General features: G+C 61.1%; 20 protein-coding genes and 6 tRNA genes. 19 read left to right on the plus strand and 7 right to left on the minus strand.

Annotated features, from left to right (window positions below):
- Positions 1 to 83: 83 nt before the first annotated feature.
- From phbB (FHP89_RS09155) to FHP89_RS09225, 15 genes are all read left to right on the plus strand, one after another.
- Positions 84 to 824 (plus strand): acetoacetyl-CoA reductase, encoded by a 741-nt coding sequence (gene phbB / locus FHP89_RS09155; protein ID WP_144173435.1) that lies wholly within the window; start codon positions 84 to 86, stop codon positions 822 to 824.
- A gap of 199 nt (positions 825 to 1,023) precedes the next feature.
- A complete protein-coding gene (gene phbB / locus FHP89_RS09160; protein ID WP_144173437.1) occupies positions 1,024 to 1,764 on the plus strand; it encodes a beta-ketoacyl-ACP reductase in 741 nt (246 codons plus the stop codon).
- 121 nt (positions 1,765 to 1,885) lie between these two features.
- Complete coding sequence (gene phaR, locus FHP89_RS09165; RefSeq protein ID WP_144173439.1) at positions 1,886 to 2,488, plus strand: polyhydroxyalkanoate synthesis repressor PhaR; 603 nt, start codon at positions 1,886 to 1,888, stop codon at positions 2,486 to 2,488.
- 37 nt (positions 2,489 to 2,525) lie between these two features.
- Entirely contained in the window at positions 2,526 to 3,863 is a 1,338-nt protein-coding gene (rimO, locus tag FHP89_RS09170) for a 30S ribosomal protein S12 methylthiotransferase RimO (RefSeq protein WP_144173441.1), read from the plus strand.
- Between the two features lie 38 nt (positions 3,864 to 3,901).
- Positions 3,902 to 4,846, plus strand: a complete 945-nt coding sequence (gene rssA / locus FHP89_RS09175) for a patatin-like phospholipase RssA (RefSeq protein WP_144173443.1) — start codon at positions 3,902 to 3,904, stop codon at positions 4,844 to 4,846.
- Positions 4,839 to 6,257: an FAD-binding oxidoreductase gene (locus FHP89_RS09180; RefSeq protein ID WP_144173793.1), complete on the plus strand. Its 1,419-nt coding sequence runs from the start codon at positions 4,839 to 4,841 to the stop codon at positions 6,255 to 6,257. Before rssA ends, FHP89_RS09180 begins: the two co-directional genes overlap by 8 nt.
- Before the next feature lie 69 nt (positions 6,258 to 6,326).
- A tRNA-Ala gene (locus tag FHP89_RS09185) sits at positions 6,327 to 6,402 on the plus strand.
- Between the two features lie 8 nt (positions 6,403 to 6,410).
- Positions 6,411 to 6,486: transfer RNA gene (locus FHP89_RS09190), tRNA-Glu, on the plus strand.
- 77 nt (positions 6,487 to 6,563) lie between these two features.
- Positions 6,564 to 6,640, plus strand: a tRNA-Asp gene (locus FHP89_RS09195).
- Between the two features lie 96 nt (positions 6,641 to 6,736).
- Positions 6,737 to 6,812: transfer RNA gene (locus FHP89_RS09200), tRNA-Ala, on the plus strand.
- Between the two features lie 10 nt (positions 6,813 to 6,822).
- A tRNA-Glu gene (locus tag FHP89_RS09205) sits at positions 6,823 to 6,898 on the plus strand.
- A 77-nt stretch (positions 6,899 to 6,975) separates the two neighbouring features.
- Positions 6,976 to 7,052 (plus strand) — tRNA-Asp (locus FHP89_RS09210).
- Between the two features lie 722 nt (positions 7,053 to 7,774).
- Positions 7,775 to 8,287 (plus strand): peroxiredoxin, encoded by a 513-nt coding sequence (locus FHP89_RS09215; protein WP_144173796.1) that lies wholly within the window; start codon positions 7,775 to 7,777, stop codon positions 8,285 to 8,287.
- Positions 8,253 to 8,732 carry an FKBP-type peptidyl-prolyl cis-trans isomerase gene (locus FHP89_RS09220; RefSeq protein ID WP_144173445.1) on the plus strand — a complete coding sequence of 160 codons (480 nt, stop codon included), beginning with the start codon at positions 8,253 to 8,255 and terminating at the stop codon, positions 8,730 to 8,732. The genes FHP89_RS09215 and FHP89_RS09220 overlap by 35 nt, the downstream gene beginning before the upstream one ends.
- 153 nt (positions 8,733 to 8,885) lie before the next feature.
- The gene (locus tag FHP89_RS09225) at positions 8,886 to 10,904 is read left to right on the plus strand and encodes an ABC transporter ATP-binding protein (RefSeq protein WP_144173447.1); all 2,019 of its coding nucleotides are present in this window, start codon (positions 8,886 to 8,888) and stop codon (positions 10,902 to 10,904) included.
- A 6-nt stretch (positions 10,905 to 10,910) separates the two neighbouring features.
- Here FHP89_RS09225 and FHP89_RS09230 read toward each other — a convergent pair whose 3' ends face one another.
- Positions 10,911 to 12,155, minus strand: a complete 1,245-nt coding sequence (locus tag FHP89_RS09230; protein WP_144173449.1) for a transglycosylase SLT domain-containing protein — start codon at positions 12,153 to 12,155, stop codon at positions 10,911 to 10,913.
- Between the two features lie 150 nt (positions 12,156 to 12,305).
- Here FHP89_RS09230 and FHP89_RS09235 point away from each other — a divergent pair, with 150 nt between their 5' ends.
- Positions 12,306 to 13,271 carry a GGDEF domain-containing response regulator gene (locus FHP89_RS09235; protein ID WP_144173451.1) on the plus strand — a complete coding sequence of 322 codons (966 nt, stop codon included), beginning with the start codon at positions 12,306 to 12,308 and terminating at the stop codon, positions 13,269 to 13,271.
- A gap of 3 nt (positions 13,272 to 13,274) precedes the next feature.
- On the opposite strand, the gene gloB is transcribed toward FHP89_RS09235, so the two are convergent.
- On the minus strand, positions 13,275 to 14,033 hold the full coding sequence (gene gloB / locus FHP89_RS09240; protein WP_144173453.1) for a hydroxyacylglutathione hydrolase: 759 nt from the start codon (positions 14,031 to 14,033) through the stop codon (positions 13,275 to 13,277).
- Between gloB and FHP89_RS09245 the strand changes: the two genes are divergently transcribed.
- Genes FHP89_RS09245 through dnaQ form a run of 3 tightly spaced genes read left to right on the plus strand, consistent with a single transcriptional unit; the run spans position 14,032 to position 15,999 of the window.
- Positions 14,032 to 14,820: a class I SAM-dependent methyltransferase gene (locus tag FHP89_RS09245; RefSeq protein ID WP_144173455.1), complete on the plus strand. Its 789-nt coding sequence runs from the start codon at positions 14,032 to 14,034 to the stop codon at positions 14,818 to 14,820. The genes gloB and FHP89_RS09245 overlap by 2 nt on opposite strands.
- Entirely contained in the window at positions 14,810 to 15,262 is a 453-nt protein-coding gene (gene rnhA, locus FHP89_RS09250) for a ribonuclease HI (protein ID WP_144173457.1), read from the plus strand. Before FHP89_RS09245 ends, rnhA begins: the two co-directional genes overlap by 11 nt.
- Before the next feature lie 11 nt (positions 15,263 to 15,273).
- Complete coding sequence (gene dnaQ, locus FHP89_RS09255) at positions 15,274 to 15,999, plus strand: DNA polymerase III subunit epsilon (protein ID WP_144173459.1); 726 nt, start codon at positions 15,274 to 15,276, stop codon at positions 15,997 to 15,999.
- A 24-nt stretch (positions 16,000 to 16,023) separates the two neighbouring features.
- On the opposite strand, the gene FHP89_RS09260 is transcribed toward dnaQ, so the two are convergent.
- The 5 genes from FHP89_RS09260 to FHP89_RS09280 are packed head-to-tail and all read right to left on the minus strand — an operon-like array spanning position 16,024 to position 21,391.
- On the minus strand, positions 16,024 to 16,776 hold the full coding sequence (locus tag FHP89_RS09260) for a fused MFS/spermidine synthase (RefSeq protein ID WP_144173460.1): 753 nt from the start codon (positions 16,774 to 16,776) through the stop codon (positions 16,024 to 16,026).
- A 4-nt stretch (positions 16,777 to 16,780) separates the two neighbouring features.
- The gene (locus FHP89_RS09265; RefSeq protein WP_144173465.1) at positions 16,781 to 17,053 is read right to left on the minus strand and encodes a hypothetical protein; all 273 of its coding nucleotides are present in this window, start codon (positions 17,051 to 17,053) and stop codon (positions 16,781 to 16,783) included.
- Positions 17,050 to 17,991, minus strand: coding sequence for a hypothetical protein (locus FHP89_RS09270; RefSeq protein WP_144173473.1), 942 nt, complete (start codon positions 17,989 to 17,991; stop codon positions 17,050 to 17,052). The genes FHP89_RS09265 and FHP89_RS09270 overlap by 4 nt, the downstream gene beginning before the upstream one ends.
- 2 nt (positions 17,992 to 17,993) lie before the next feature.
- Positions 17,994 to 20,570: a DNA mismatch repair protein MutS gene (gene mutS / locus FHP89_RS09275; RefSeq protein WP_260851538.1), complete on the minus strand. Its 2,577-nt coding sequence runs from the start codon at positions 20,568 to 20,570 to the stop codon at positions 17,994 to 17,996.
- Positions 20,571 to 20,584: 14 nt separating this feature from the next.
- Positions 20,585 to 21,391 (minus strand): inositol monophosphatase family protein, encoded by an 807-nt coding sequence (locus FHP89_RS09280; RefSeq protein WP_144173479.1) that lies wholly within the window; start codon positions 21,389 to 21,391, stop codon positions 20,585 to 20,587.
- Position 21,392: the final 1 nt, after the last annotated feature.

The raw sequence follows: 21,392 nt of genomic DNA on the forward strand, positions 1-21,392 counted from the left end.
AACGATTTCCCGCCCGGCAGCGGTAGAGGGGCACTGCCGGGGATACGAAAAGCCCCTGGATAATGAAGGGAGAGGAGAGAGATATGGCGCGTATTGCACTGGTAACAGGTGGTATGGGCGGTCTGGGTGAGGCCGTCTGCATCAAACTTGCAGCACTTGGCTATCGCGTGGTGACCACGCACTCACCGGGCAATTCCAAGGCTGAGGAGTGGCTGCAGTCGATGAATGGTATGGGGTATGGTTTCCGCGCTGTTCCTTGCGACGTCGCTGATTTCGACTCCGCCCAAGAATGCGTCGCGCGTGTGACCGCAGATGTCGGCCCGATCGACGTGTTGGTCAACAACGCGGGTATTACGCGCGACATGACCTTCAAGAAAATGGGCAAGGCGGATTGGGACGCTGTCATCAGCACCAACCTCGATAGCGTCTTCAACATGACCAAGCAAGTCATCGATGGCATGGTCGAGCGCAAATGGGGTCGTGTGATCAACGTGTCATCCGTCAATGGCCAGAAAGGCGCTTTTGGTCAAACCAACTACGCGGCAGCAAAAGCCGGTATGCATGGCTTTACCAAGGCGCTGGCACTGGAAGTGGCGCGCAATGGCGTGACCGTGAATACCATTTCTCCGGGGTACATCGGCACCAAGATGGTGATGGCGATTCCGCAGGAGATTCTTGACTCCAAGATTCTTCCGCAGATCCCGGTCAGCCGTCTGGGCAAGCCGGAAGAAATCGCCGGGCTGGTCGCTTATCTGTCCTCTGAAGAGGCTGCTTTTGTGACGGGCGCCAACATTTCGATCAACGGCGGGCAGCACATGTTCTGACCGTTTCAGGTCAGACGTGAAAGAAGGCGCACCTCGGTGCGCCTTCTTTTTGTGGAATTATGGTGCGTTGCAATATTTTCTTGCGTTTTGTGCTTATAATCAGCCTGAGGCATGTCGTGCGTTGCGCAATCGACTGAGGCGGTTGTGTGCGGTAGCAGCGCGATTGCCCAAGACATAGACACATAAATAGGGGTTGATTATGACCAAGAAAATCGCATTGGTTACCGGTGCAATGGGTGGGCTCGGAACGGCGATCTGCCAGGCTTTTGCCAAGGAAGGCATGACCGTGGTGGCAAACTGCCTGCCGGGCTATTCGGAGAAGGATGCTTGGCTTGACGGCCAGAAAGCCCAGGGTTTTGAGTTTCTGGTGGCCGAAGGCGATGTCTCGGACTACGACTCCTGCAAAGTGATGATCGACAAGATCGAGAGCGACATTGGCTCGGTTGACGTGCTGGTGAATAACGCGGGCATCACGCGCGACAAGTTCTTCCCCAAGATGGAAACGGGGCAGTGGCAAGCTGTCATCAACACCAACCTGAACAGCCTGTTCAACGTCACTCATCACATCTCGCCCAAAATGGCAGAGCGTGGCTGGGGCCGCATCATCAATATTTCGTCGGTTAACGGTGTCAAGGGTCAGGCGGGTCAAACCAACTACTCGACTGCCAAAGCCGGGGTGCTGGGCTTTACCAAGGCCTTGGCTCAGGAGCTCGCCACCAAGGGTGTGACGGTCAACGCCATCGCCCCGGGTTACATCGCCACCGACATGGTCATGGCGATTCGTGATGATGTGCGCCAGGCGATTACCGACACGGTGCCGATGAAGCGTCTGGGCAAGCCGGAAGAGATCGGCGGTCTGTGCGCCTACCTGGCATCCGAGATGGCTGGCTACATCACCGGCTCAACCGTGAACATCAACGGTGGTCTGCACATGTCGTAATCGTGCCGCGTTGCGAAACCGGTCACACGAAACCCCGTCCTATGGCGGGGTTTTTCTTTGCGCACCGCGGTATAATTCGCTTGAGAGTGGGCAAACTACCCGCCGCGTGGAGACGAATGCAATGCCAGACCAACTGCGATTGATCAAAAAATACCCGAACCGACGCTTGTACGACACACGTACCAGTTCCTACATCACGTTGTCCGACGTCAAAGACTTGGTGCTGGCCAACGATGAGTTCAAAGTCGTCGACGCAAAGACCGGAGATGACCTGACGCGGGGCATTCTGCTTCAGATCATTCTTGAAGAAGAAGCGGGCGGTGCGCCGATGTTTACCAGTGACCTGCTCTCCCACATGATTCGCTTCTATGGCAATGCCATGCAGGGGATGATGGGAAAGTACCTGGAAAACAACATCAAGGCGTTTACCGACATGCAGCTCAAACTGCAGGATCAGGCGCGCTCGATCTACGGCGAGAACAGCCCGATCAGCCAGGACTTGTGGGCTCAGTTCCTCAATTTCCAGGGGCCGGCGATGCAGAGCATGATGGGTGCGTACATGGAGCAGAGCAAGAAGATGCTCACCCAGATGCAAGAACAAGTGGAAAGCCAGACGCGCAATCTGTTCTCGGGCTTCCAGTTCCCTAACTATTCGCAGAATCCTCAGGAGACGAACCATGACGTCGCTGTGGATCCGCGTAAAACGAGTAGCAATAAGAAGTGAATCTGCGCCTGAGTATCGTGTTTCGGAGTGAGTCGATATGAGTCACTCCGCCGCCCCTAAAGTGGGCTTCGTATCCCTCGGCTGCCCGAAGGCGACCGTTGATTCCGAGCATATCCTGACCCGCTTGCGGGCAGAAGGGTATGAAGTCTCCGGGTCCTACGACGACGCGGAACTGGTGGTCGTCAATACCTGCGGATTTATTGATGCGGCGGTCGCCGAGTCGCTCGATGCCATCGGTGAGGCCTTGGCAGAAAACGGTCGCGTTATCGTGACAGGCTGTCTCGGCGCCAAGTCCGACGTGATTCTGGATGCCCACCCGCAGGTGCTGGCGGTCACGGGCCCGCATGCGACCAACGAGGTGATGCAGGCGATCCATGCGCACGTGCCCAAGCCGCATGACCCGTTTCTGGATCTGGTGCCGCCACAGGGTGTCCGGCTGACCCCGAGGCACTACGCTTACCTGAAAATTTCCGAAGGCTGTAATCATCGGTGCACCTTCTGCATCATTCCGTCGATGCGTGGCGACCTTGTCAGTCGCCCGATTGGCGATGTGCTGCGTGAGGCCGAAAAGCTGGCCGAGGCCGGGGTCAAGGAGTTGTTGGTGATTTCTCAGGACACCAGTGCCTATGGTGTCGATGTGAAGTACCGCACCGGATTCTGGGGCGGCAAGCCGGTCAAGACCCGCTTGCTTGAACTGGCCAACGCGCTGGGTGAGCTTGGTATCTGGGTGCGGATGCACTATGTGTACCCGTATCCGAGCGTGGATGACCTGATTCCGCTGATGGCCGAAGGCAAGATCCTGCCTTATCTCGATGTGCCGTTTCAGCATGCGAGCCCGCGGATTTTGAAAGCCATGCGTCGCCCGGCCAGTGCCGAGAACGTGTTGGAGCGGGTCCGTAAGTGGCGCAGCATCTGTCCGGATCTCACGATCCGCTCAACCTTCATCACCGGCTTCCCCGGCGAGACCGAGGCTGACTTTGAAGAGTTGCTTCGCTTCCTCGAAATGGCCGATCTGGACAGGGTAGGGGCCTTTGCCTACTCACCGGTTGAGGGTGCGGCCGCAAATGCGCTGGGAGATCCTGTGCCCGAAGCCGTCCGCGAGTCTCGTCGTGCGCGCTTGATGGCCTTCCAGGAAGACATCAGCACGCAGCGTCTTGAAGCCAAGATTGGCCGCGAGATGACGGTGCTGGTGGATGATGTTGATGACGATGGCGCCGTGGCGCGATCACCTGGCGACGCGCCCGATATCGACGGTTTGGTTTACATTCCGGGAGCCGACCATCTTGAGGTGGGTGATTTCGTTCAGGTGCGCATTACCGATTGTGACGTCCACGATCTTTACGCCGACCTGTTACAGGACGACGCTCGCAGCTAAAGCCCGCCGGCGTCGCCATTTGCTCAAAAGGGCTCGCCATGCATGATCTGGAACAACCCCGCAGTTTGAGTGACGGCCCCAGGCTGGGGCTGGCGCTCGGAAGCGGGGCGGCCCGCGGCTGGGCGCATATCGGCGTTATTCGCGCACTCAAGCGCGAAGGCATTCACCCGGACATCATTAGCGGTTGCTCCATCGGCGCCTTTGTTGGTGCTGCGGAGGCGACGGGCGAATTCGAAAAACTGGCGACCTGGGTTGAGCGGCTGACATGGCAGTCGGTGGTGTCGCTTCTTGATGTCAGCCTCAAGGGCGGGCTGATCAAAGGCGACCGCCTCATCGACTATTTCGAGCGCGAGATCGCGACGCTCGACTTCGACGAATTGCAGCTCCCCTTTGGCTGTGTTGCAACAGAACTCCAGACGGGCCGGGAAATTTGGCTAAAGGAGGGCAGTGTTGCCCGCGCTGTGCGTGCTTCCATTGCCTTGCCCGGGCTGTTCACGCCAGTTGTCGAAAAAGACCGAGTGCTGGTCGATGGGGGGTTGGTGAATCCGGTGCCGGTGTCGCTGTGCCGCGCCATGGGCGCCGACATCGTGATTGCGGTCGATCTGGGGTCCGACATCGTCGGAAGAGCGAAACGCCGCCTCCCGCACGGAAAGAAACCTGCTGTTGAGCCCAGTGCCGAGCGAAGCTGGGCGGAGCGTCTGCTCGACCGCTTTGGTTTGAACGGGAAGGATAGCGAAGATGATGAGCTCTCCATGCTGGATGTGCTCAATACCAGCATCAATATCATGCAGGTCCGGATTGCCCGCAGTCGTTTGGCAGGTGAGCCGGCTGACGTCTTGATTGCGCCGCGTGTCGGGCAGGTCGGGCCGATGGACTACCATCGAGCCAAAGAAACCATTGCGGAAGGCGAGGCAGCGGTTGCGCGGATGATGCCGGCGATCCGATATGCCTTGGGTCACGAAGGAGGTGGGCATGATGCATGAAGCCTTGCTGGGGCGCTTGGTGGTGTGTGTTGGTGAGTCTTATGTCCTCACCAGTCCTGACGATCAGGCTCCCTATATGACTGACTGGCGCGGGCGGTATCACGGTTCCGCGTATGCGGTGGTGCGTCCATCGGATGTCGCGCAAGTGTCCAGTGTGATGCGCCTTTGCCATGAGCTCGGTGTTGGCGTGGTCCCCCAGGGGGGGAATACCGGCTTGTGTGGCGGGGCAACGCCGCGCGAGGACGACGCCGTCATCGTTCTGGCGCTGGATCGATTGAAGGCGGTACGGGCTATCGATCCCGTCGATAACACGATGCTGGTCGAGGCGGGTTGCACGCTGGCCCAGATTCAGCTGGCCGCTGAGGGCGCAGACCGCCTGTTTCCGCTATCGCTCGCGTCTGAGGGGAGCTGTCAGATTGGTGGCAACATCGCCACCAATGCTGGCGGCGTGCATGTCGTTAGATACGGAAACACCCGCCAACAAGTGCTTGGTCTGGAAGTGGTGCTGCCTGACGGTACGGTCTGGAATGGCTTGCGTTCGCTGCTCAAGGACAACACCGGATACGACCTCAAGCAGTTGTTTATCGGTTCGGAGGGCACGCTGGGGGTGATTACCGCCGCCACGTTGCGTTTGATGGCGCGCCCGAAGCAGCGCGCAGTCGCGTGGCTGGCCGTGACTGACCCCCAGGCAGCACTGGCGCTCCTGGGGGCAGCGAGAGATCGCCTTGGTGAGCGGGTGTCGGCATTTGAATTGATCAGTCAGAACGCACTCGATGTCGTTTTGCGCCACATCCCGGGTGCGCGCTTGCCGCTGGCACAGAACCCGCCATGGTCGGTCTTGCTCGAGGTCTCCGACGTCGCGGCGGATACCCGACTTGATGAGGCGCTGGAGGCGCTTGCCGCCGACGCGTTTGAGTCAGGCCTGGTAAGCGATGCGGCGATTGCTGCATCGGTCGCCCAGTGCGAGGCCTTGTGGGCGCTCCGGGAGAATATTTCCGAGGCGCAGCGAATCGAGGGCTTAAGCATCAAGCACGATGTGTCATTGCCCGTCAGTGTGATTCCCGCTTTTCTTGAATCGGCCGAGCGGGCATTGGCCGCTGACTATCCAGCCGCGCGCATCGTGGCTTTTGGCCATATGGGTGATGGAAACCTGCACTACAACATTTCCTCAGTCGATGCGACGCAAAACGCCGCCTTGATTGCGCAAACGGAAGCGGTGAATCGTTGTGTGCATGACATTGTTGCCGGTTTTGATGGCTCGATTTCCGCCGAGCATGGCATTGGTCAGCTCAAGCGCGAGGAATTGGTGCGTTATAAATCGACTGTCGAGCTGGCTTTGATGCGCCGTATCAAGGAGGCGATTGATCCGCGCGGCTTGATGAATCCGGGCAAGGTGCTACCCGATTCCTAAGACTTCTGAAAGTCGCGTCAAAAAGGGGTTTACAGCTTTTAAATGGCCACCTATAATGCGCGCTCTTTCGGGGGTATAGCTCAGCTGGGAGAGCGCTTGCATGGCATGCAAGAGGTCAGCGGTTCGATCCCGCTTACCTCCACCAAAGAACAGGTCCCTATCGTCTAGAGGCCTAGGACACCGCCCTTTCACGGCGGCGACCGGGGTTCGAATCCCCGTAGGGACGCCAAGTTGCATAAAGGCTGCCAGAGAAGTTTGGCAGCCTTTGATTTGGCCGGTGGCACCGGCCAAGACACCGAAAGGTGTGGAGTGGTAGTTCAGTTGGTTAGAATACCGGCCTGTCACGCCGGGGGTCGCGGGTTCGAGTCCCGTCCACTCCGCCAGATTTAATGCGGTTGTTTAGACGACAACTGCAATGAGCAACAGGTGAAAGTTGCTTGATTGGGAGTCGTAAGCAGGCTAGAATGGCACGCTCTTTCGGGGGTATAGCTCAGCTGGGAGAGCGCTTGCATGGCATGCAAGAGGTCAGCGGTTCGATCCCGCTTACCTCCACCAAAGAAACAAGGTCCCTATCGTCTAGAGGCCTAGGACACCGCCCTTTCACGGCGGCGACCGGGGTTCGAATCCCCGTAGGGACGCCAAGTTGTACGAAGGCTGCCAGAGAAGCTTGGCAGCCTTTGATTTGGCCGGTGGCACCGGCCAAGACACCGAAAGGTGTGGAGTGGTAGTTCAGTTGGTTAGAATACCGGCCTGTCACGCCGGGGGTCGCGGGTTCGAGTCCCGTCCACTCCGCCAGAAATACCGAAAAGCGGGCGCGCAAGCGCCCGCTTTTTTGTTTTGTCGGCACCTTTCTGCTTTGCCTGGAGGCGGTTTTCACGCGTCGCCGGCTCTGACTGACCACACGCCGATTTCGTTGGCACCTATCAGTGTTCGCCCCCGCGCTTCAGCTCGCAGGCTCAATCTCCGATGCGACTGGCGCGAGCCGGCACTGCGCTCGACAGCGCGCAAAGTCACATTACGGATTGTGGCGCCAAGGCTGTGTTTTTTTGCAGACACACAAGCGCCGTGGTGCCGAGCTGATCCTGCACGCCCGCTCCGCTGTTTCATTTTGCGCGTGACTTTTTTCACCAAGCGGACGTCCACCTGAAATCTGTCGATTGTCGAAAGACTTTGTCATATTTGTCGGCTGCTGCAGGGCCGATGGGCGGTGCTTCCGTCAGAATATGGCGGGCTTTCAAATCAATACGTTATCAATGGCAAAGCGCGGGCGGGGGAGATGTCATAGGCGTCGGATGAGTGTTTTCAGACGTTCGTGCGTATAGCCTTAAAGGAACCATCCGGACGTCGTCGTGATGCTATCGGCACTTGAGGCGGGCAGGCTGATGGTCTATTCGTTCAATTACGCCAAGCTGAATCGACGGATAGAGGGGGTCACAATGCTGTTGCCGAATAGTTCCGCCACAAGTACAGTTCGCGCCTCAAGCAGGATCGTATCGTTTGCACTTGAAGGTGAGCCTATGTTGCGCAGCGGAGATAACGCGCCCCTTTTCTCGTTGCCGGATGCCGATATGGAAAACTTCGACATGGCGTCCGTTCGCGGCAACCGCCATGTCGTTCTGTTTTTCTATCCCCGTGACAACACCCCCAGTTGTACGCTTCAGGCTGCTGATTTCAGCGACCATGAAGATGTTTTCAATCGGCTCGACTGCATCGTTGTGGGCGTCAGCCCCGACGATTGCCTGACGCATGCAGAGTTTCGCGATGAGCATGGCTTGTCGATCCGGTTGCTGGCCGACACTGAAGCGGAAGCATGCAAGTTGTTCGGGGTTTGGCGCGAGAAAGTGGTCGATGGCGTGAAACGAATGGGTGTGTTACGTTCGACTTTTATTATCGACAAGACCGGTCAGATTCGGCATGCGCTGTATGACGTCGCGCCCCGCGGCCATGTTGCTGAAGTGCTCGCTCTTGTCAGGGAACTGGAACCGGAAAAAGCTAATGCAAATCGCAAAAAACACCGTCGTAACGCTTAAATACACTGTCCATGATCCTGACGGAAACGTGGTCGATGATGGCCAGCATCCGTTGGTCTACCTGCACGGAGGCTACGACGGGATCTTTTCGCCGATCGAAGAGGCGCTGCAGGGCAAGAACACCGGCGAAAACCTGAAGATGAAGCTTCAGCCCGACGATGCGTTTGGCGAGTACGACGAAAACATGGTGATGATGGAAGATCGCACCCTGTTTCCGGACAACATCGAAGTGGGCATGAGCTTCGAACGCGTGACCGAAGATGGCGAAGACGAGATCCTCTACCGGATCACCGATATCGCTGATGGCAAGGTCGTGGTCGATGGCAACCATCCGCTGGCCGGCGTTGCCCTGCTGTTCGATATCACGATCGCAGAAGTGCGTGCCGCAACGGCTGAAGAAATCTCCCATGGTCATGTCCATGGCGCCGGTGGTCACCACCACTGACCGGATTCAAAAGCATCTCGAACGGGCCGCCAGATTGCGGCCCGTTTTGATTTCTGGCGCGTTCGCAGTAGATTCTCGTAGCGGGCCTTCCATCGTCCTGCGGGCATTGCCCCGCCTCTGTGCTGAATTCAAACGGGTTTGTGTGACCACTTCATGACTGTGTCCGAGCATGCTGAACTGTTGAGCGTTGAAGGCCTTTCTGTCGACATTGATGCCGGGCAGCGCGTGCGTCCCGTCGATGGCTTGAATCTGTCGATCGCGCCTGGCCAGACGGTGGCGCTGCTCGGTGAATCAGGCTGCGGAAAATCCATGACTGCACTGGCGCTGATGCGACTGCTGCCAGCGGGTGGGCGCATTGCCGGCGGCACGGTGCGCTATCACGGCAATGATGTGCTGTCCTTGCCAGAAGCGCGTATGCGGCAGGTGCGCGGGGGTGGGATGGCGATGATCTTTCAGGAGCCATCGACCAGCCTGAACCCGGTGATGACGGTGTATCACCAGATTGAAGAGGTCCTTAGTCGTCATCGCGGCCTGAGCGGTGCGCCCGCGCGCGCCGAGGCGACGCGTTTGCTGTCGGCGGTTGGCATCCCCGACGCTGATCGTCGACTGGATGAGTATCCATTCCAGTTCTCTGGCGGCATGAAGCAGCGCGCCATGATCGCGATGGCGCTTGCCGGGAATCCGGATTTGCTGATCGCCGACGAGCCGACGACCGCGCTGGATGTCACCTTGCAGTCGCAGGTGCTCGATGTATTGGCCAATCTGCAGCGCTCGCGACGGATGGGCATGTTGCTGATTACGCACGACCTGGGCGTGGTGGCGCGCATGGCGCACTCGGTGGCGGTCATGTATGCGGGCGAACTGATCGAGACCGGTGCGCGTAAGGCCTTCTTCAGCGCGCCGCTTCACCCCTATTCACGAAAGCTGTTTGCCGCCTTGCCAACGCCGGCGGGGCGCTTGCGACCGCTTGAAACGCTGGCTGGGATGGTGCCGCGGCTCGATCAAACCTTTGTCGGCTGCCGATTTGCACCGCGTTGCCCATCGGCCATGGCGCATTGCGCCGAGCGCCGGCCCGCTTGGTATGAGGTTGAGGGCCGGCAGGTGCGGTGTCATTTGTATGACCCGGCACTGCCGGCACAAGCTGCGCCCCCGCCTCAGGTGCACGACGATGCGCTCGGTGCGACGACTGTGGCCGCCGAGCCATTGCTGGCGGTGTCTGACCTGAAGGTGCATTTCCCGGTACGTAAAGGGGTGCTGAAGCGCATCACCGGACAGGTCAAAGCCGTCGATGGCATCAGCCTCACCCTCACACCAGGAAAAACGCTGGCGCTCGTGGGCGAGTCCGGTTGCGGCAAGACCACCGCTGGCAAGGCGCTGATGCAGCTTGTGCGGCCCACGGCGGGCTCCGTGAAGTTGTCAGGGGTGGAGCAGACGGGGCGACGTGGCGGTGCGCTGCAGGAGTTGCGTCGTCAGGTTCAGATGGTTTTTCAGGACCCGTTCGCTTCGCTGAATCCGCGCATGCGCATCGGCGACATCCTGGAAGAGGGCATGGCCGCCTTAAAGACGGCGGGAAACGCGCAGGAACGATCCCGCCGCGTGGATGCCTTGCTCGCCCGGGTGGGCCTTGATTCGGCGATGCGCGACCGCTATCCGCACGCTTTCTCCGGTGGTCAGCGGCAACGCATTGCCTTGGCGCGGGCGCTGGCGGTGTCGCCCAAGGTGATTGTCTGCGACGAGCCGACCAGTGCGTTGGACGTTTCGGTGCAAGCCCAGATCCTGAATCTGATGCGGGATGTTCAGCGCAGCGAGCAGTTGGCGTATCTGTTCATTACGCACAACATCGCCGTGGTGGATTATCTGGCGGACGAGGTCGCGGTGATGTATCTGGGACGGATCGTGGAGCAGGGGGATCGCGAGCAAGTCTTGCGTCAGCCGCGTCATCCCTATACCCGCACCTTGCTCGACGCCGTGCTCAGCGCGACGCCATCGGAGGATCGTGCGGCCGTGTCGCAGATCGAGATTTCATTGCCCTCACCGCTGAATCCGCCCACCGGCTGCCACTTTCATCCGCGTTGCGCCAAGGCCGATGATCGATGCCGGTCGGACTACCCGGAGGTGACTCGGTTTGATGATGGCGGCTATGTTCGTTGCCACTACCCTGCGGTGGACTAAGCGGGGCTAACGTCGTTTTTTGTTGCGGCGCTTGGATTTTTTCTTTTTTGGCGCCTGAGTGCTGATTTCTTTGGCGCTGGGCAAGTCGGGGATCAGGTTGGTCAGCGGCATGACCGCTTGCACGTCGGCGCCTGCCGGCACCAGCAACACGGTGCCCGACTTGAGATTGAACGGCGAGGTCAGCCCGTTGACCTGAAGTAGTTCGGTGAGCGTCAGTCCGAACTTGCCGGCGACGCTTTCCACACTCTCCGAGTTGCCCAGGCGATAGGTTTGCCAGCGTGGTCCTGCGCCGGCGAGTTTCGACTGGAAGAGGTCAACCCGATCGGCCGGCAGGATCAATTGTTGCCGCCCTTCCGGAATGACCGGGCGCCGAAAAGCCGGGTTCAGTGCAACGAGCTCTTCAAGGGGGAGCTGCGCGAAAGCGGCGGCCATGGCCAGATCGATGCCTGGCGGGCTTTCCACGGTCTCGAAGTACAAACGGTTCGGCACATGCGGCAATTCGATATTGAACAGCTCCGGCCGGGCGATGATGTTCTTCAAGGCCAGCAGCTTGGGCACATAGCGACGGGTCTCGTCGGGCAGCTTGAGGTAGGCCAGTTCTGTCGGCAAGCCGGCGGCTTCGTTCTTCTTGCGCGCACGCGCTACCGCGCCTTCGCCCCAGTTGTAGGAGGCGAGTGCGAGATGCCAGTCGCCGTGCATGTCATAGATGCGTTCGAGGTAGTCGAGGGCGGCCTCGGTGGAGGCGACGATGTCGCGCCGTTCATCGACCCATTCGTTTTGATCGAGTTTGAAGTAACGGCCGGTGGAGGGAATGAACTGCCATAGCCCGGCGGCGCGCGAACTCGACAAGGCCATGGGGTTGAAACCGCTTTCGACCATGGGCAATAGTGCCAGCTCGGTTGGCAGGCCCCGGCGCTCAAGGGCGTCGACAATGTGGTACAGGTAGCGGTAGCTGCGCTCGAACAGGCTGCGCAGCGCATTGGGGTGGCTCAGGTAGCGAATCTGCTGCGTGGCGACTTCCTCGCTATCGAGGTCGGGCATGGCAAAGCCGCGCCGGATGCGGTCCCACAAGTCGGCGGCCTGATGCGTCAGGTCGACGGTAATGATCGGCTCATCGTCTGCGGTGAGGTCGAGCACCTGCGGTTGGGCGATAGATAGCCCTTGCCCTGCGGCGTCTGGCGAGAGCGTCTGCGCGCCGAGGGGAGGGCAGAACAGCGCCAAGGCAAGAAAGAGGCGGACAATGCCAGTCATCGGATTCCGCAGGGTTAAAAGGCCTCGCATTGTAGAGACCCGTGAATAAAGGCGTCAAACCGGGAGAAGGCCTCGTTTTTGACGCGATTTTGCGACTTTGGTGATAGTGATCGGTGCAATAATACCCCTGTCTAAAGCCCGGCCTTTCTTATGAAAGTTCTTCTGATAGAAGACACTGTGACCAGCGCCACCATCGTGACTGCTCAGCTTGCCAAGCTGGGGCTGGAGTCGGTGCATGCGCGCGATGGTGAGGCGGGGCTTGAGATATTCAAGCAATCCCGACCCGATCTGATTCTGCTCGATGTCATCATGCCCGGCCTTGATGGATTCGAGGTTGCGCGGCGGATTCGCTTGCTCGAAAAAGACGGTGACTGGACGCCGATCATTTTTCTTACGGCACGCACCAGCGACAAAGACCTGGAGCGCGGCATTGAGGCGGGTGGTGACGACTATCTGGTCAAGCCGGTATCTGAAGTCGTGTTGGCGGCCAAGGTTCGGGCGATGCAACGACTGGCGCAGATGCGGCTGTCGCTGTTGGTGCTGACGCGCCGTCTGGATGACGCCAACCGCGAGTTGAAGCGGCTGACCTCCGTCGATGGCCTGACGGGTATCGCAAACCGTCGATGCTTTGATGAGTCGATCGCGCGTGAGTGGCAGCGTTCACGGCGTAATCGCCTGCCCCTGTCGATGCTGATGCTGGATGTCGATTTCTTCAAACAGTACAACGATCGCTACGGTCACCAGGCGGGCGACGAGTGTCTCAAAGTCGTCGCAACATGCTTTCAGTCTGAACTGAAGCGCCCCGCCGACATGGTGGCGCGTTTCGGTGGCGAAGAATTTGTGGTGATCCTGCCCGAGACCAACGTGGTGGGCGCCCGGCGAGTGGCCGAAGCGATGCGCAACGCGCTGGTCTCCTTGAAACTGCCGCACGACAGATCGTCGGTGTCCGATTACGTGACCACGAGCGTGGGTGTCACGACCGTCTATCCGTCACCCGATGACGCGGGGACGATCGCCGACATGCTCGATGCCGCCGACAAGGCGCTCTATCTGGCTAAACGCGCCGGGCGTAATCAGGTGGCCGTGGCGAATCAATCCGAAGGCGCGGCAGTCTGATCCTCAGAACGTGTTTTTCCACTCGCGCAGCGCGGTGAAGGTGGTCAGTGCAGTGTCGACCGGCTGATGTCTTTGATTGGCCAGCGTGGACCGGATGGATGGGCTGAGCGGTCGCAGGAAGGGGTTGATCGCTTTTTCTCGGCCAATGGTGCTGGGCAGCGTGGGCAGCCCCTTGAGTCGCCGATCGGTGCATTCAGCCAGCCACAGATCCCGCGTCAGGTTGTCCGGTTCGGCCGCCTGTGCGAAAGCAAGATTGGCAAGCGTGTATTCATGAGTGCAGTACACCTGCGTGTCGTCCGGTAGCGCTGCCAGCTTGTTCAGCGAGTTGAGCAATTGCGCGGGCGTCCCTTCGAATATCCGCCCGCAACCAGCACTGAACAGTGTGTCACCGCAAAACAGCAGGCCCGGCGCGTAATACGCGATATGGCCGCGGGTGTGCCCGGGGACGTCGAGCACTCGCAGCGTCAGTGCAAGCTCCGGTATAGCGAATTCATTGGGCTCGTGCACCGTGTGGGTGACGCCCTCGATGGTCTCGGTGGCCGGACCATAGACCGGACACTGCGGCGCGAGTGCCGCCAGGCCGCCGATATGATCGGCGTGGTGGTGAGTAATCAACACGGCAGCCAGCGTCAGATCGTGTTGCGCGATAAAATCCTGCACTGGCGCAGCGTCGCCGGGGTCGACCACAAGCGCGTTGCGGCCGTCGTGCATCAGCCAAATATAGTTATCTTTGAACGCGGGTAAGGGAACAATCTGTCTCATGACGCCTCCTGATACCTCCTCGCCAAACCTACGCCAGCCAGCGGATCTGGCCGATTGGTTACAGACGCCCATGGGGCGGTATGTGACGGCGTGGGAGGAAAAGCAATTTGATGCCATGGTAGCGGATCTGTTCGGCTACCACGCGGTGCAGATCGGACTGACGCAGGTCGACTTCCTGCGGAATAACCGTATCCCGTCCCGTACGTTGTGCGATTTCACGACGGACGGTCGGCGGGTGGATGTGTTGGCCAGTGCAGAGGCGCTGCCTTTTGAGTCTGGCAGTGTCGATCTGGTGCTCTTGCCTCACGCGCTGGAATTTGCGGAACACCCGCACCAGGTGCTGCGGGAAGTGGAGCGCATTCTGGTGCCTGAGGGGCAACTGATCGTGGCCGGCTTCAATCCCTACAGCCTGTGGGGCGCACGTCGGCTGGCACAACGGCGTGCCGGTGCGTTTCCGTGGCAAGGGCAATATCTGTCAGTGCGGCGACTCAAGGATTGGCTGCAATTGCTGAGCTTCGATACCCGCGGGGGGGGCTTTGGTTGTTACGCCCCGCCCATGCGTCAGCAGCGCTGGCTCGACCGATTCAACTTTATGGACGCGGCGGGTGAGCGCTGGTGGCCGGTGTGCGGTGGTGTTTACCTGCTGCAGGCGGTCAAGCGGGTGCACAGCATGCGGCTGATTCAGCCCAAATGGCGCACGCGCAGCGCCCGTCGTAAATCGCTCGCCCCGGTCGCTTCGCCCGGGCAGCGGGTGGCAAGAATTCACAGGAAACAGAATGACGATTGAAGTCGATATTTTTACCGACGGCGCCTGCAGCGGTAACCCCGGCCCCGGCGGCTGGGGCGCGATCCTGCGCTGGGGTACGCAAGAGAAGACCTTGTTTGGCGGCGAAGCGAATACCACCAATAACCGTATGGAACTGCTGGCTGTCATTCGTGCGCTTGAGGAGCTTAAACGGCCGGTGAAGGCGCGGGTGCACACCGATAGTCAGTATGTTCAAAAGGGCATTTCAGAGTGGATCCACGGCTGGAAGGCTCGCGGCTGGAAGACGGCGAGCAAGGCGCCGGTGAAGAATGAAGACCTGTGGCGCGCGCTCGATGCGGTGCAAAGTGCGCATCAGCTGGAGTGGGTGTGGGTCAAGGGGCATGCCGGGCATGTCGAGAATGAGCGGGCGGATGCCTTGGCGCGTCAGGGCGTGGAGTCGATTCGCGCCCGCCGGGCGTCTTGAGGAAGGCGGATATGCGACAGATTGTGCTGGATACGGAAACGACGGGTCTGGAATGGCGTAGTGGCGACCGGGTGATTGAAATCGGCTGCGTCGAACTGGTGAATCGCAAGCTCACCGGGCGTCACTACCATGTGTACATCAACCCCGAGCGCGATAGCGATCCGGGCGCCATTGAGGTGCACGGCATCACCAACGAGTTTCTCGCCGACAAGCCTAAATTCAGGGATGTGGCGGCTGAGTTCGAAGATTTTGTTCGCGGTGGCGAGCTGATCATTCACAACGCAAACTTCGACGTCGGCTTTCTCGACAACGAGCTGACGCTGATCAACCGGCCGCGGCTCGGCGGTATCTGCGCCGGGGTGATCGATACGCTGAAGATGGCCAAGGAGCTCAACCCGGGCAAGCGGGCCACACTCGACGCCTTGTGCGAACGCTTCGACGTGGACAACGCCCGGCGCACGCTGCACGGCGCCTTGCTGGATGCGGAGCTGCTGGCCGAGGTCTATCTGGCGATGACGCGTGGGCAGGAGAGTCTGATCATCGGCCTCGACGAAGCGCCCACCGCCGCAATGACCGAAGAGCATGCGGCTTCGCTGGCTGACCGTCCGCCGCTGACCGTGTTGCGCGCCAGCGAGGACGAACTGGCTGAGCATGCCGCCGTTTTGGCCGACATCGCCAAGGCGACCAAGGGCGGCTGTCTGTGGCTGCCGAGCGAGGCACCGGCGGCCGCGGACTGAGTATCTGGTGTGGCGAGTGCTCGGCTAGAGCCGCAGCCACTCGCCGCTATCGGCTTTGGCACTGAGCAGGCGATTGACGGTGGGGCGCAGGTCCAGGCCGGTCGCTGTTTGCACCGCGATCGCTCGTTCGCGTAGTTCGGCCGCGTCGAGCTCAATCGGATGTCCGACAGCGCCAAAAGCAATCATGTTGCCGTGGTCGGCCGAGTTGAATGCCAGCGAGCGTTGGTCGAAGGCGTATTCCAGGCGCGCCACGGTACCCTCGTAGCGGCGCCCCCGGTTGAACAGATTGGCTGAGAGCAGGCCGTCGTCGGTCAGGTGCTCGCGCAGGCAGCGATAGAATTCAATCGAATTGAGCGGCCCCTGGCGCACGTCGTGGTCGTAGGCGTCGAGCAGAATCAGGTCCCAGCGTTCGTCTGTATCCGCCATAAACACCAGGCCATCTTCCAGATGCACCTGCAGGCGATCGTCGTCGGCCGGAAAACGAAAATACTGCCGGGCGATGGCCAGCACACGCGGTTCGATTTCGACCACGGAGTGAATCGCGTCGGGCAGTTGCCGGTGAATGAATTTGGCCAGCGAGCCGGCGCCCAGGCCGATCGACAGCACGCGGCGCGGCCAGGGGGCCTCGCGCATCAGCAGGCCGGCCATCATTTCGCGGGTGTAGGGCAGCTCCAGCGTATGCGGGCTGCGCAAACGCATGGCCCCTTGCACCCACTCGGTACCAAAATGGAGAAAACGTACGCCCGCTTCTTCGCGGATATCAATGGGATTTTCCATTGGTTCAGAATCCAGTCCGGGGAAAGAGCGGCGCGTCGGCGTCGCCCTTTAATGATTGCAGGTGTTGATAGCCGATGAAGCTTCGCAGGAAGTACAGCCCCTTGAGGCGCTGGCAGGCGCGGGCTTCGGGTGAGTCGGCCGCGAAGCTCAGCGGCACGTGCAGGCTGTCGAAGATGTGGGCGTCCGTGTCGGTCAGATGACACACCGCCTTCAATTGACTGATCTGCACGTCGATCGCTTTCAGTTCGCCGACGCCATCCAGATGGAGCTTGCTCATGGCAACGTCGGCGGCGGTGCCCACGGGTGCGATGTGATGCGCGCCGCGCCGGATGCATCGGCAAGGCGTACTTCAACCCAGCCCATGAAGGGCGCGCCGTAGGTTTCGATGCGGGTGAAGTGTGCGATGGGCTGGCCGGCCGGATCGTTGAGCGGGTGGTCGATCTTGTGGTTGTGGCTGTCGCCGTGAATCAGGATCACCGGGCGATCGGTGGCCAACACATGTGCTCGAAGTCGATCCACAAAATCGACAAAACCGCGTTTCGGTTTGCCGGCGGCATAAGCCTTGAAGTGCGGATCGCCTTGCAAGGTGAGGACGATCAGGCGCGCATCGATTTGCGCCGCGCGGGCGAAGGCAGCGGCCATCCAGTCGACATTGGCGGCGTGGCGTTGGCGGTAGTCTTCGCTCGGCGTGTCGGCCTTGCCGAAATTATTGTTGCTGCCGGTGACGTTGAGCGTGGCAAAGACGACCCCAGCATGTTCCCAGCGCAGATTCTCGGGGTAGGGTGCGGCCTTGTTCGCATCGCTCTGGCGAAGCACCGGCATCGGCGGTTTGCCCAAGGATTTGGCGTCGTCAAAGAAGACGCCACGCAGGAAATTCAGCCGCTCGAGCGGATCGTAGCCACCGTTGTTGTCGCGATGACAGTCCGTCCACTCGTTGTCGCCGGGGGTGTAGACCAGCGGCACATTCACCGCATCGAACAGCGCACGCCGATCGAGATACATCGCATCGTCGCAACGCTGGCTGCCACTCTTGATGTCGCCTGCGTGGATGATGAAGGCCGGTTGGCGCTCGCTGAGCTGCGTCAGCATGGCAGGCAGCAACTGGCGTTCGGCGTCGGTGTAGGGCGTGTCGCCGATGATCGCGAAATGCCATTCAGCGGCCGTGGCGAGCGATGCGCTTGCAGCCAGAACCAGGGCGATAAAAAAGCGGCGCATGCTCAGTTGACCAAGCGTTTGAGTGCGTAGAGTTGCTCGAGCGCTTCGCGCGGGCTCAGGGCGTCCGGATCGAGGTTTGCCAGTGCGCCGATGGCCGGGTGCGAGGGCGCGTCGGGTTCCTCGGCCGGCAGGGCGGCGAACAGGTCGGGCTGGCTGCTGCTGCCGACCGACTGGTTCTCCAGCACGCGCAGGCGTCGCCGGGCGTCGCGTACCACGGCCGGCGGAATGCCTGCCAGCGCGGCCACTTCGATCCCGTAACTCTGGCTGGCCGGGCCGTCTTCGACCGCGTGCATGAAGACGATGCGGTGGCCGTGTTCGACTGCATCCAGGTGCACATTGGCGCATTCCGGGTAGTCGACGTTGACGCGGGTGAGCTCGAAATAGTGGGTGGCGAACAAGGTCAGGCTGCGGTTCTTTTCGAGCAATTGACGGGCAATGGCAAAAGCCAGCGCCAGGCCGTCGAAGGTGGAAGTGCCGCGGCCGATCTCGTCCATCAGCACCAGGCTGTGCTCGGTCGCGCCATGCAGGATGGCGGCCGCTTCGGTCATCTCGACCATGAAGGTCGAGCGGCCGGAGGCGAGGTCGTCCGAGGCGCCGATGCGGGTGAAGATGGCGTCGATCGGGCCGATGCGGGCGTGCTGTGCCGGCACAAAACTGCCGATATGCGCCATCAGGGTGATCAGCGCGACCTGCCGCATGAAGGTCGATTTACCGCCCATGTTGGGGCCGGTGATCATCAGCATGCGACGCGTGGGCGACAGCGAACAGCGGTTGGCGATGAAGGCTTCGACCTGGCGCTCGACCACCGGATGGCGGCTGTCGATGAGTTCCAGCCCCGGTTGGTCGGAGAGCACCGGGCAGCAGTAATCGTAACGTCGCGCCGACTCGGCCAGCGCGGCGAGCGCGTCGAGTGTGGCGATGGCGCGGGCGACGCGCTGGAGTTCGGGGATGTCGCCTGCCAGCGTATCGAGAATCGTCTCGTAGAGCGCCTTTTCGCGCGCTTGGGCGCGGTCCTGCGCCGACAAGGCTTTGTCTTCGAAGGCCTTGAGCTCGGGCGTGATGTAGCGCTCGGCGTTCTTCAGCGTCTGGCGGCGGCGGTAGTCGTCCGGCACCTTGTCGCCGTGCACGCGGCCAATTTCGATGTAGAAGCCATGCACCCGGTTGTATTCAACCTTGAGCGTCGAGATGCCGGTGCGCTCGCGTTCGCGCACTTCCATTTCGATCAGGAACTGGCCGCAGTTGTTCTGGATGCCGCGCAGCTCGTCGAGGTCGACGTCGTAGCCGTCGGCAATCACCCCGCCGTCGCGAAGTGCGGTGGAGGGTTCGGGGGTGATGGCACGGCTGAGCAGCTCGGCCGCCGCCGTTGGCGGGGCCAGTTGCTCGGCCAGCGCGGCCAGCACCGGCGCTTCGATCTCGGTGAGCGAGGCGCACAGCGTTGGCAAGCGTGCGAGCGTATCGCGCAGCGCCGACAGATCACGCGGGCGGGCGGAGCGCAGGGCGATGCGGGCGGTGATGCGCTCCACGTCGGCCACGCCCTTGAGCGCGGTTCGTACATTGGCGCCGGGGCCGCTGCCGGCATCGCCGAGCAACTCGGCCACGGCGGCATGGCGGGCGGTGACGGCGGCGCGGTCGCGCAGCGGATGATGAATCGCGTGACGCAGCCAGCGCGAGCCCATGCTGGTGACGCAGGTGTCGAGGCAGGACAGCAGCGTGGGCGAAGCCTCGCCGCGCAGGGTTTCGGTCAGTTCGAGGTTGCGGCGGGTGGCGGCGTCGAGGCGGATGTATTCGGACTCGTGCTCGACCCGAATGCCGGTGACGTGGCGCAGGCTCTGCTGCTGGGTGCCACTGGCGTATTCATACAGCGCCGCGGCGGCGGCCAGCGCGACGGGCAGATCGTCAGCGCCATAGCCGGACAGATCGCGGGTGCCCAGATGCGCGGTGAGCAGACGTGCGCCATTGGCGCTGTCGAACTGCCAGTCGGGCATTTTCTGCAGCGCCGGGGCGAGCGACTCGATCAGTGGCAGGCGCAGGGCGTCAGAGATCAACACCTCGGCGGGGCGCAGGCGTTCGAACTGGGTTTGCAGTTGTTCGGGCGCGCACTCGAGCAGGCGCAGGTCGCCGTTGGCGAGGTTGAGCCAGGCCAGACCCAGCGTGCCGCGATGCACATGGGCGCACAGCAGCAGCGCGTCGCGCCGGTCGTCCATCAAGGCCGCGTCGGTGACGGTGCCGGGGGTGACGATGCGCGCTACGGCGCGCTCCATCGGCCCCTTGGTGGTGGCCGGGTCGCCCACTTGCTCGGCGATGACGATCGACTCGCCCATTTTCACCAGCCGCGCCAGATATTGCTCGACGGCGTGGTAAGGCACGCCCGCCATCTTGATTGGCTCGCCGGCCGACTTGCCGCGGGTGGTCAGGGTAATGTCGAGCAGACGGGCGGCTTTCTCGGCGTCTTCAAAAAACAGCTCGTAGAAATCGCCCATCCGGTAAAACAGCAGCAGCGCCGGGTACTGCGCCTTGAGCGCCAGGTACTGCTGCATCATGGGGGTGTGCCCCTCCGCCGAGCGGAGCGCGGTGTTCATGGGCGCAGACACCCTCAGGCGGTCATGCCGACAGGGCGGTGGGCCTGGATGATGGGCAGCATCTGGACGAAGACCTTGGGCGTGGCGGCGATGATATTGCCGGTGTTGAGGTAGTCCGATTCGCCAGACAGGTCGCTGACCAGGCCGCCGGCCTCTTGCACCAGCAGGGCGCCCGCGGCGATGTCCCAGATCGACAGACCCATTTCCCAGAAACCATCGACGCGACCCGACGCAACATAGGCCAGATCGAGCGATGCGGCGCCAGGGCGGCGGATGCCGGCCGTTTTCTGGCACAGCTCGCGGAACATGCCGAGATAGGCGTCGATATTGTCGAGCTCGCGGAACGGGAAGCCGGTGGCGAGCAGTGAGTCGGCCAGCTTGGTACGGCGCGAGACGCGGATACGGCGCTCGTTCAGATAGGCACCACGGCCTTTTGAGGCGGTGAACAACTCGTTGCGCACCGGATCGTAAACCACCGCTTGCTCGACCACGCCTTCGCGCGCCAGGGCGATTGAAATCGCGTACTGAGGAAAGCCGTGAATGAAGTTGGTGGTGCCGTCGAGCGGGTCGATGATCCACTGGTATTCACTGTCGGCATTGCCGGCGGCCTGGCCGGATTCTTCTGCTAAGATCCCATGCCCCGGGTAGGCGTCGAGCAGCACTTCAATGATGGCGGCTTCCGCGGCGCGATCGACCTCGGTAACGAAATCGTTGGCGGCTTTGGTCTCGACACGAATACGATCGATATCACTGGCGGCGCGGTTGATGGTCGTGCCCGCGCGGCGAGCGGCCTTGACGGCGATGGTGAGGATGGGATGCATT

The sequence above is a fragment of the Denitromonas ohlonensis genome, from assembly GCF_007625205.1.
GTDB classification, from domain to species: domain Bacteria; phylum Pseudomonadota; class Gammaproteobacteria; order Burkholderiales; family Rhodocyclaceae; genus Nitrogeniibacter; species Nitrogeniibacter ohlonensis.